The 976-nt window shown below is 48.7% G+C and carries 1 protein-coding gene and 1 pseudogene; both read left to right on the forward strand.

Annotated features, from left to right (window positions below):
- Positions 1 to 330 (forward strand): winged helix-turn-helix domain-containing protein (locus tag A3763_RS03220; protein WP_197482725.1); only part of this gene is annotated, 330 nt, incomplete at its 5' end.
- Positions 317 to 976: pseudogene (locus tag A3763_RS03225) on the forward strand (two-component sensor histidine kinase); the annotation flags it as partial. The gene A3763_RS03220 and the pseudogene A3763_RS03225, both read left to right, overlap by 14 nt.

Genomic DNA, 976 nt, shown 5'->3' on the forward strand with positions numbered 1-976 from the left:
GGGGCAACCAGTGGCTCCGAGAAAGTGACTCACCTGCAAGTTGCCGACCTTGAAATGGATTTGCTAGCCCGCTCTGTCAAACGCGGTAGCGAAAAGATCGACCTACAACCTCGCGAATTTCGCTTGCTAGAGTACCTGATGAAACATGCAGGCCAAGTGGTGACTCGTACTATGCTATTGGAGCAGGTTTGGGATTATCATTTTGATCCACAAACCAATGTGATCGACGTCCATATCAGCCGCTTACGATCAAAGATCGATAAGGACTTCCCGAAACAACTACTACAAACAGTTCGAGGCGCGGGATACATTCTTAGTGAAGATTCTTAGTCTTCTTCGGACCTCTACCTTTCAATTGGCGATCATGTACATGGTACTGTTCGCCACATCTGTCTTTATCCTGATGGGTTTTATCTATTGGGCTACTGCCGGCTACATGTCGAGCCAAACCGACGAAACTATTGAGGCTGAAATTATAGGCCTTGCTGAGCAATACCAAAGGCAAGGGCTCAACGGTTTAATCAGCGTTATCCGGGAGCGTGTCGCGCGAGACCCAAATGGCAAGGCTATTTACTTATTTACCGCCAGAGACTTTATTAAGCTCGCCGGTAATATAAGTAAGTGGCCTGAAGATGGAGAAGTACAGGAGGGCTGGCTAAACTTCACCCTTGGCGAGAATCTAGGGTGGCCAGGTGAAGAATCCCGGCCTGCTCGTGCCCGTGTATTCATCGTGCCTGGTGGACTAAGGCTGCTTGTTGGCCGCGATGTAAATGAATTTATGGCCGTTAAGCAACTCGTCGAACGTGCGATAAACTTTGGCATGGGAATTACCTTCGCTCTGGCGATGCTTGGCGGCATTATGATGAGCCGTAGTACAGCAAAAAGGGTTGAGCTAATTAACCAAACCAGCCAGCGGATTATGCAAGGGAATCTTTCTATTCGTATCCCGGACCGTGGCACCAATGACGATTTTGAC

Source organism: Oleiphilus sp. HI0128 (genome assembly GCF_001635365.1).